Source organism: Virgibacillus sp. DJP39 (assembly GCF_049310925.1).
GTDB lineage: Bacteria > Bacillota > Bacilli > Bacillales > Amphibacillaceae > Virgibacillus_F.
In genome coordinates this window covers 1-9,063 of sequence record NZ_JBMERP010000111.1, presented here as the reverse complement: position 1 = coordinate 9,063, position 9,063 = coordinate 1, and the positions used below count along the sequence as shown (strand labels likewise).

The 9,063-nt window shown below is 38.7% G+C and carries 6 protein-coding genes and 8 tRNA genes; 4 read left to right on the top strand and 10 right to left on the bottom strand.

Going from position 1 to position 9,063, the window contains the following annotated elements; translation table 11 throughout:
• Positions 1–67: 67 nt before the first annotated feature.
• The 9 genes from ACOI1D_RS19995 to ACOI1D_RS19955 all read right to left on the bottom strand — a co-directional run bounded on the left by ACOI1D_RS19995 (position 68) and on the right by ACOI1D_RS19955 (position 1,904).
• A tRNA-Leu gene (locus ACOI1D_RS19995) sits at positions 68–150 on the bottom strand.
• Positions 151–206: 56 nt separating this feature from the next.
• Positions 207–288, bottom strand: a tRNA-Leu gene (locus ACOI1D_RS19990).
• Positions 289–305: 17 nt separating this feature from the next.
• Positions 306–378: transfer RNA gene (locus ACOI1D_RS19985), tRNA-Lys, on the bottom strand.
• 83 nt (positions 379–461) lie between these two features.
• Positions 462–536 (bottom strand) — tRNA-Gln (locus ACOI1D_RS19980).
• Positions 537–543: 7 nt separating this feature from the next.
• A tRNA-Asp gene (locus ACOI1D_RS19975) sits at positions 544–617 on the bottom strand.
• A 22-nt stretch (positions 618–639) separates the two neighbouring features.
• Positions 640–711, bottom strand: a tRNA-Glu gene (locus ACOI1D_RS19970).
• A gap of 9 nt (positions 712–720) precedes the next feature.
• Positions 721–811, bottom strand: a tRNA-Ser gene (locus ACOI1D_RS19965).
• 3 nt (positions 812–814) lie between these two features.
• Positions 815–889: transfer RNA gene (locus ACOI1D_RS19960), tRNA-Asn, on the bottom strand.
• A 562-nt stretch (positions 890–1,451) separates the two neighbouring features.
• Positions 1,452–1,904: a SprT family protein gene (locus ACOI1D_RS19955; RefSeq protein ID WP_422503777.1), complete on the bottom strand. Its 453-nt coding sequence runs from the start codon at positions 1,902–1,904 to the stop codon at positions 1,452–1,454.
• A 337-nt stretch (positions 1,905–2,241) separates the two neighbouring features.
• Here ACOI1D_RS19955 and ACOI1D_RS19950 point away from each other — a divergent pair, with 337 nt between their 5' ends.
• A complete protein-coding gene (locus ACOI1D_RS19950; RefSeq protein ID WP_422503776.1) occupies positions 2,242–3,702 on the top strand; it encodes a catalase in 1,461 nt (486 codons plus the stop codon).
• A 181-nt stretch (positions 3,703–3,883) separates the two neighbouring features.
• Here the strand turns inward: ACOI1D_RS19950 and ACOI1D_RS19945 are convergent, their stop codons facing one another.
• On the bottom strand, positions 3,884–6,058 hold the full coding sequence (locus ACOI1D_RS19945) for a Tex family protein (protein ID WP_422503775.1): 2,175 nt from the start codon (positions 6,056–6,058) through the stop codon (positions 3,884–3,886).
• Positions 6,059–6,313: 255 nt separating this feature from the next.
• Here ACOI1D_RS19945 and ACOI1D_RS19940 point away from each other — a divergent pair, with 255 nt between their 5' ends.
• From ACOI1D_RS19940 to ACOI1D_RS19930, 3 genes are read left to right on the top strand one after another with little or no spacing between them, the layout of a single operon-like run.
• Entirely contained in the window at positions 6,314–6,859 is a 546-nt protein-coding gene (locus ACOI1D_RS19940) for a GbsR/MarR family transcriptional regulator (RefSeq protein ID WP_422503773.1), read from the top strand.
• 7 nt (positions 6,860–6,866) lie between these two features.
• Positions 6,867–7,544, top strand: coding sequence for a cysteine hydrolase family protein (locus ACOI1D_RS19935; RefSeq protein WP_422503771.1), 678 nt, complete (start codon positions 6,867–6,869; stop codon positions 7,542–7,544).
• 1 nt (position 7,545) lies between these two features.
• On the top strand, positions 7,546–8,439 hold the full coding sequence (locus ACOI1D_RS19930) for a glycine betaine ABC transporter substrate-binding protein (RefSeq protein ID WP_422503769.1): 894 nt from the start codon (positions 7,546–7,548) through the stop codon (positions 8,437–8,439).
• Positions 8,440–9,063 lie beyond the last annotated feature (624 nt).

The following is a 9,063-nucleotide window of genomic DNA, read 5'->3' as shown; positions in this document are numbered from 1 at the left end:
TTTTGAAGCGACAATTATAAATATACCATACTATCAACATGAGAGTCAATAGTTTTTTAAATGCGAATGCGGCCGAGAGGACTTGAACCTCCATGGGGTTGCCCCCACTAGGCCCTCAACCTAGCGCGTCTGCCATTCCGCCACGACCGCATGAGTCCTTACAAAAACAAAATGCTGTGAAAATCACAGCAACATGCATGTAAGTATGCGGGTGAAGGGACTCGAACCCCCACGTCATAAGACACTAGATCCTAAGTCTAGCGCGTCTGCCAATTCCGCCACACCCGCAAGAATGCCATTTAGGATGAGCCATGAAGGATTCGAACCTTCGACCCTCTGATTAAAAGTCAGATGCTCTACCAACTGAGCTAATGGCTCATATATTTAAGTTGTTTTCATTTAAATACAATAGAAGTTAATAATGTTATTTTCATTTCAACTATTTTATATAAAAATTAAAATGGCTGGGCTACCAGGATTCGAACCTGGGGATGACAGGATCAAAACCTGCTGCCTTACCGCTTGGCTATAGCCCACTAATGACGATCCGGACGGGAATCGAACCCGCGACCTCCTGCGTGACAGGTAGGCATTGTAACCAACTGAACTATCGGACCGTTCCAACTATTTAAATGATAATGACCCGTACGGGATTCGAACCCGTGATACCGCCGTGAAAGGGCGGTGTCTTAACCGCTTGACCAACGGGCCATAAAAAAATGGCGGAGAAGGAGGGATTTGAACCCTCGCGCCGCTTACACGACCTACACCCTTAGCAGGGGCGCCTCTTCAGCCACTTGAGTACTTCTCCATATGGCTCCACAGGTAGGACTCGAACCTACGACCGATCGGTTAACAGCCGATAGCTCTACCACTGAGCTACTGTGGAATAAACTAATAAAGTGGATCATAGTGCTACAATCATATTTGGGTCTGCTTGTCACACAAACCGTTCCTCGCATGACCTCATAAAAACAAAAAGCATTCGGTCAAGCTACTGTGGAATAATCTAATAAAGTGGACCATAGTGCTACAATCATATTTGGGTCTGCTTGTCACACAAACCGTTCCTCGCATGACCTCATAAAAACAAAAAGCATTCGGTCAAGCTACTGTGGAATAATCTAATAAAGTGAATCATAGTGCTGCAATCTCATTTGGGCTTGCTTGTCACACAAACCGTTCCTCACATGACTAAACAAGAATCGTCAGTCGAGCTTCTGTGTGATAATTTTTCTTGTTCCCTAAATTTACTGCGACGAGAAACATATTACAATATCACTTAATCTTTGTCAAATGTTTTATGCGGAATGACTCTTCGATTTTTTTAGGACTTACTTAATTTACCACGGGAGCATGCTTTCGTCAATGGATTTCCATTAGTTTTTTCCCATTCCCAATAATTTATCTTTGGTGAATTTTTGCACAATGCTCTAATCCCACTCATCCTGCTATTGTAGTTGTAATTTCCCACCACATTTGCCGCAACGATACTTGTTTACATTAACTCTGCGTTGTCTGTTATATACATGTGCACAGCTCCTGCAACTATAATGATGCTTTCTTTCCCTTTTAGAGGATGGTAATGGATTACAGTGTCTGGGTGAACCCGTCGCTTTTAACAGCGATTTAAAATCCCGATCACCATGTTTATACCCCTTTCCTTCTATATGAAGGTGATAATGACATAACTCATGTTTTATAATTCCTATAAACTCGTCTTCATCCATTTCCAACACATATTTAGGATTTAGTTCGAGCAGCCTTTTGGTTGGGATATATCTACCACCGGTAGTCCGCAATCTTGAATTAAACCGGACGACGTCTGTGAATGGTTTTTTAAAGAAGGTCATAGAAATATCATGTACAAGTGCATATAAATCCTTTTCATTTAATAAATTCATACTAGGCATCCTTTTTTCATGTTAATTTCATTCTACCATATTCTAATGATCCAGAGAATCTTATTCCCTCTCCAAGGAATGCAGTGAAGAAAGCCAAGCTCTCGTCATATTAACCCTGTAAATATTGGTGCAATAATCTAAATACTCATTTAGAAATTCCAAATGATATCCCAATCAAAGAAATAGCAATCTATTATAATATCAAGTAGACTAGTAAATATAGGGTATCCGTAACTTTTAAATCACTCTATCGATAATTATTTTAATTAAACATTGATTTTTAATAGATTTATATTATAATTAATGTAAATTGTTTTAAAGGAGATGTGTTTCAAAAATGAGTAATAATAAGAAAAAATTAACTACTGCGTCAGGTGCTCCAGTTGGGGACAACCAGCATTCGATCACAGCCGGTTCTAATGGCCCGACATTGATACAAGACGTTCATCTATTAGAGAAACTTGCACATTTTAATCGCGAACGTATTCCAGAACGTGTGGTCCACGCGAAAGGTGCAGGTGCGCATGGTTATTTTGAAGTAACCAATGATTTATCTAACTATACGAAAGCCAGTTTCCTAAGTGAAGTAGGTAAACGCACTCCGATGTTTGCACGGTTCTCGACAGTTGCTGGTGAAACCGGTTCTGCTGATACGGTTCGTGACCCACGTGGATTTGCATTAAAGTTTTATACAGAAGAAGGAAACTATGATTTAGTTGGTAACAATACACCAATATTCTTTATTCAAGATGCTATTAAGTTTCCTGATTTTATTCATACACAAAAACGTAATCCTCAAACACACTTGAAAGATCCTAATATGGTATGGGACTTCTGGTCATTATCACCAGAATCATTACACCAGGTAACTTATCTGCATGGTGATCGTGGTATCCCGGCTACACTCCGTCACATGAATGGATATGGAAGTCACACATTCAAATGGGTTAACGATCAAGGTGAAGCAGTCTGGGTTAAATATCACTTTATTGCAGAGCAAGGAGTTAAGGCTTTAGATGAGAAGGTTGCTACAGAAATTGCTGGAGACAACCCTGATTACCATACTGAAGATCTGTTTAATGCAATTGAAAAAGAAGATTTCCCTTCATGGAAGGTTTTTGTTCAAATCATGCCTTACGATGATGCGAAGACATACAAGTGGAATCCGTTTGATGTAACCAAAACCTGGTCTAAAGAAGACTATCCACGCATTGAGTTGGGACGCATGGTTCTAAACCGTAATCCTGAGAATTACTTTGCTGAAGTAGAACAGGCTGCATTTTCACCAGGAAACTTTGTACCTGGTATTGAGGCTTCACCAGATAAAATGCTTCAGGGTCGCCTGTTTGGATATTCTGACGCACATCGCTACCGTGTAGGAGGAAATCATCAACAATTACCAATTAACCGTCCATTAAATGAAACGAAAAACTACCAGCGTGATGGATCAATGAGATTCGATGGTAATAAAGGTAGTTCAGTAAACTATGAGCCTAATAGCTTTGATGGTCCGAAAGAAGACGAACCATCAAAAATTAATCCATTTGAAGTATATGGTGAGGCAGATAGTGTAGCTTATGATAATGGTGACCATTTCACCCAAGCTGGTGACCTTTATCGCTTAATGAGTGCTGATGAAAAGGACCGTCTTATCCAAGCGGTTGTTAATCACATGGAACCTGTAGAAAAAGATGAAATTAAACATCGTCAAATTGAACACTTTTACAAGGCAGATCCTGAGTACGGCACGCGAGTTGCTGAAGGTTTAGGATTATCTGTACCAGAAGCTGTAAAATAAACAAACTAAAAGGAAGGATCACATTAAATTGTGATCCTTCCTTTTTTGCAGTAAAGAAAGTATACAAGCTTTGTTTCTGAATTAGTGCAACTAGGCTTTTGCCATAAGGCTTGGCGATAATCCAGGTTTTTTAACATTAAACACTTGAATTCAGCAGCTGATACTAGGCGTTACTCAAACTTTATTTACCGTTTTCGACCATCGACAACGCAATTCTTCCTTTGTTCGCGTCAAAGTTCTCCACCCAAACTGTGACCACATCTCCAACGGAAGCAATATCCATTGGATGCTTAACAAATTTATTGGCCATCTTGGAGATATGAACTAAACCATCCTGCTTTACCCCAATATCAACAAACACGCCGAAATCAACTACATTTCTAACTGTACCCTGCATTTCCATGCCTGGCTGCAGATCCTCCATCTTTAACACATTTTGTTTTAATAATGGTTTTGGTAAATCATCACGAGGATCTCGTTCAGGACGAATTAATGCCTGCATGATATCCTGTAGGGTCAATTCCCCTATCTCCAGTTTCTCAGAGACTTCCTTCTTGTTCAGATCACGAAGCTTCTCTTGTAATTCTGTAGACCCTATATCTGTTACCTTGCACCCAAGCATACTCAATAACTCTTCAGTCTGTTGATAGCTTTCCGGATGTATTGGGGTTCTGTCTAATGGATGCTTTCCGTCAAAAATCCTTAAAAATCCTATACTTTGTTCATATGTTTTCGCACCTAGACGTGGAATTTTCTTCAATTGCTTACGATTAGAAAATTTCCCTTCTTCATTTCTTTTTGCCACGATATTATTTGCAACAGTTTTACTGAGACCAGATACATATTGCAATAAACTGGAAGAAGCTGTATTTACATTTACCCCAACCTGGTTCACTGCTGTCTCCACCACAAATGTTAACGATTCATTTAACTCTTTTTGGCTCACATCATGCTGGTATTGCCCAACACCAATAGATTTCGGGTCAATCTTAACTAATTCGGCAAGCGGATCCTGTACACGTCTTGCGATGGAAGCTGCACTTCTCTCCTCGACCTGCAAATCAGGAAATTCTTCCCTCGCTAATGCTGATGCAGAATAAACGCTAGCACCAGCCTCATTTACAATAATGTAAGGAACATCTAAATTATTGTTCTGAATTACATCAGCAATAAAATGCTCTGTTTCTCTTGAAGCTGTTCCATTCCCGATTGCAATTAATTCAACATCAAATTCTTTCACATATTGCAGAATGACTTTTTCTGATCCGGCAAAATCATTTCTTGGTGCTGTTGGATAAATAACATTTACTGTGTGTACCTTACCAGTTTCGTCAACAACAGCAAGCTTACACCCGGTTCGAAAAGCTGGATCGACTGCTAATACTGTTTTTCCTTTTAAAGGAGGTTGTAACAACAGGTTTTTAAGGTTCTCAGAAAAAATCTTAATAGCCTGCTGTTCCGCTTTTTCTGAAAGTGAATTACGTATTTCCCTTGATATAGATGGTTGTATTAAACGTTTATAACTATCCGCAATCACATTATGTATGAATTCCACAATATTGCTTTGGCTTTTAGATTTAATTATTTTATTTTGTAAATAATTTAGTATGTGTTCTGTCGGTGGTTCAATTGACACTTTTAACACGTCATCTTTTTCTCCACGATTTAATGCCAGTATACGATGAGATACTAACGTGCGAACCGCTTCATTGTACTCGTAATACATCTCATAGACGCCTTTTTCATCTTTAGAAGTGTCCTTTACACTGGATTCTACTGTCCCTTTTTTAAACGTCGCTTCTCGGATGAAATCACGGTACTCCGGGTCATCTGATATCCACTCTGCAATTATATCGTTAGCCCCAGTTAGAACGTCTTCAACCGTAAGCAGTTCATACTCGTCTGAGAAATACTTCTCGGCCTCAGTTGTTAGGTCTATCGCATTGTCCTGTTTCCAGATTAAAACGGCTAAAGGCTCTAACCCTTTTTCCTTTGCTATTGTTGCTTTAGTTCTGCGTTTTTGTTTATAAGGTCTGTATAAGTCTTCCACACGTTGTAATTGTGTAGAATTACTGACCTCCTTTTCTAATTCCTCAGTAAGTTTTCCCTGTTCATCAATTAAGCGAATTACTTCTTCTTTTCTATTCGCCAAATTAACGGCATATTGCCATTTATCCTGGACCGACTTAATTTGTACTTCATCTAGTCCACCAGTTACTTCTTTACGGTAACGAGCAATAAAGGGTACGGTGTTACCTTCTTCCATTAATGCAATAACCGTATTTACTACGTTTGATTTAACGGTTGTTTCTTTTGCAACCCAATTAATTATATCCTGATTAATTTCTACTGACATCTTACTACCTCCCAAAGTTACACACTTAATTTTACCAAAGTTAACCCATAAATCAAAACCTCAATAGAAATTTCGAGAATTGAGACACGAATGAGCTTCACTTTTTTCATGGTATGTACGCTGAAAAATTATAACCGTGTACATAGGCACTTTTGGTGACATACTATTTTTGACAACTTGACACGCATTGCTAATTTTGTTTAAATTAACTTATACAAATTAAACAAATTGTATAAACTGGATGAGGTGATAGTTATGGATACTACTGTTGACAGGTTGAATGAAGCTAGAGATATTATGGAAAGTGCTATCGCTCAATCAATGGTCATATACGGGGTTACCCCTTCTGTCGGGAGAATATACGGCGTTCTATATTTTGCCAACGAACCTCTGACATTAGACGATATTAAAGACCAGGTAGCTATGAGTAAAGCCAGTGTAAGTAACGGCATGCGTGAATTGCTTGAAACTGAAATGGTGACGAAAGTTTGGAAGAAGGGTGAACGCAAAGATCATTTCGTTGCTGAAAAAGACTTTCTAAGGAATTTCCTTAACTATTTTATGAAAAAGCTGAGACAGGAAAGAAACCTCATTATGAAAGCAGCAGAACAAACAAGCCCTGTTTTAAAAAATATTTTAGAAACAGCAGACGACCCCCAAGTCCAAAGCAAGGCAAAGTTAGATCTCGAACTTATAGAAGAATCCCAAAAATACCTCAATTGGACCATGCGTTTAGCTAATGCAATGGACTCTGGAGAAATTTTTGATTATTTCCCCCAAAAAGAAAAAAATAAGGAGTAGTTGTGATATGAACATCCAAGAATCAGCTCTAGTATTAATCGATTTACAGAAAGAAAGCAATTTCGGTCTCCAGCAATTGGATAATGTTTTAGATAACTCTAAACACCTGATAGAAGCTTGCAGACAAAAAAATATACCCATTATTTACACAAGACAGATTAACAGAACAGATGGTGTTGGACTGTCAAAAGGTGAGCCGATTAACGATGATGGCACACCTTTTTACTATGCATCCAATAGAGAAAACATTGAAATATTTGATGAACTCAAACCTCATGAAAACGATATTGTTATTGATAAATATCGCTGGAGTGCATTTTTTGATACAAACTTGGATTTAATGTTAAAGAGCTTAGGTGCGAAACATCTGATCATCGGAGGGTTTGTAACAGACGGTTGTTTAATGACTTCTGTGTTTGACGCTTACTTTAAAGACTATGATATTCATTTAGTTCATGATATTTGCACTACCTCCAATGAAGGTGCACATATGGCCTCCTTAATGATCATGGCAAATTGGGTATACAACCTATCCATCTATGACACCAAAAACTTTATTAAATCAATTAATGAAGAAGACTATAACAAGTGGGAAGCAACAGCGCCTGACACGCTACAATTCACACCTGAGAATATGAGAGAAGTATTCAGTAACATACAACAACCTAGAAAGGACGTAGAGTAATATGAAAAAAATTATAAGTTTACTATTCATTATTGCCCTAACTTTACTTGCAGCATGTGGAGGCACAGAAGATACGAATGGAACTGATGACTCAACTAATAAACAAGAAAAAAACAATAAAGAGGAAACAATTGTATTTGGACAAACTTCCTGGACAAGTACCGAAGCACCAACCCAAATTGCAAAACAGATCTTAGAAGAAGCAGGTTATACTGTTGAAATATCACTATTATCACAACCACTTATTTTTCAAGGATTACAATCAGAAGAAATCGACTTTTTCATGGATGCATGGCTGCCGTACACAGAAGCAGACCTGTGGGAAAAATATAAGGATGATCTGATAAAAGTAACAACTAGTTATGAAAATGTACCATTAGGGTGGGTTGTCCCTAGTTATGTTAAGGCAGACTCCATAGCAGATATTAAAGGTAATGCAGGTAAGTTTGGTGGCAAAATTTATACAATTAGCCCAGGAGCAGGAATTGTTTCTATATCTAAAGAAGTAATAAAAGACTACAATTTGGATGGATTTGAATTGGTTCCGTCCAGTGAGTCTGCAATGGTTAGTGTTTTAGATGAAAATATAAAAAATGAAGAGCCTGTTATTATTACTGGATGGCGTCCTCATTCTATCTTTGAAAAGTATGATTTAAAGTTCCTGGAAGAGCCAAAAGAAAATTTTAAATCTGACAATGTATATGTAGTTTCTTATCAAGGTATCAAAGAAACGCATCCGGAAGCGTACGAAATACTATCCAATTGGAGTATTGAAGTAGCAGATTTAGAAAAAATAATTTATGAGTATGAAAACAACGGGGTGTCATTTGAAGAATCTGCAAAACAGTGGATTGAAGAGCATCGGGAACAAGTAGATAAGATGCTTGAAAAGTAACCTTCAAAGTATGGATTGTATGACATTATTGTATAAGGAAGTAATCGCCACCAGTTTAGGGGGCGGTTACTTTTTTTGGCTCTTTTCGTACTCTTTAACAGTTGGTAAAAACGGCGACGTAACTGCTGTACTGATTTCCGCTACGGGCAGTCGCTTTCACCACTCCGGGTACAAGTGCGACATCTTCTCAAGCTGACGCTTTCACAGTGTCTTCTATGCCGCCTGGCACGGCCTCAGTCTCCTCAGAAGCAAAGAACGCTTCTTCCGGGGTCTTCGGACGCGTGCTGTTCTAAGCAGGACAAGAAAGACTTCGGCAGCGTTACATCATACAAAGAAAATGGGACTGTATTTTCGAGGAGTCGACTCCTCTTCGCTTCAATCAATCCGTATAAAGCTATTTATCATGATGGTCGTTTGTATGCGCTATGCCAGCGAAGGAAATACACGAAGACTCCTGCGGGAGGAAAAGCATCGGTGAGACCCCGCAGTGCGTAGCACGAGGAGGCTCACCAGCCTCCCTAAGGTGCGCGTAGTGTATTTCCGTAGCGGTAGGTTACGTCGTAGTTTATAGTTATTGTGTAAAACAACAATCTTTTAGAAAACAGCCTTTTTTAAAATAACTAA